The sequence below is a fragment of the Sulfitobacter sp. CW3 genome, assembly GCF_019392245.1.
Classification (GTDB): domain Bacteria; phylum Pseudomonadota; class Alphaproteobacteria; order Rhodobacterales; family Rhodobacteraceae; genus Sulfitobacter.
In genome coordinates this window covers 1-243 of the sequence record NZ_JAHXRL010000498.1, presented here as the reverse complement: position 1 = coordinate 243, position 243 = coordinate 1, and the positions used below count along the sequence as shown (strand labels likewise).

1 protein-coding gene is annotated in these 243 nt (G+C 71.2%); it reads right to left on the bottom strand.

What is annotated here, in order from left to right; genetic code table 11:
• The coding region (locus KZZ06_RS21970) for a peptidogalycan biosysnthesis protein (protein ID WP_219582024.1) at positions 1-243 on the bottom strand (243 nt) is incomplete at both ends.

Sequence of the window (243 nt, the reverse complement as noted above, 5' to 3'; positions counted from 1 at the left end):
CACCGCGCGGCGCAGCGCCGGGTCGGCGATGTCGTGGGCCGAGTGCATCAGGACCGGCCGGTAGCCGCGGGCGAGCTTGTGCTCGCCCTGGGCGCCCGCCTCCACGCGCTTCAGGCCGCGGGCGATCGCGAAATCGATCGCCTGGTAGTAGCAGACCTCGAAATGCAGGAAGGGGTGGTCCTCGATGCAGCCCCAGTTGCGCCCGTAGAGCGCCGTGTCGCCGATCAGGTTGATGGCCCCGGC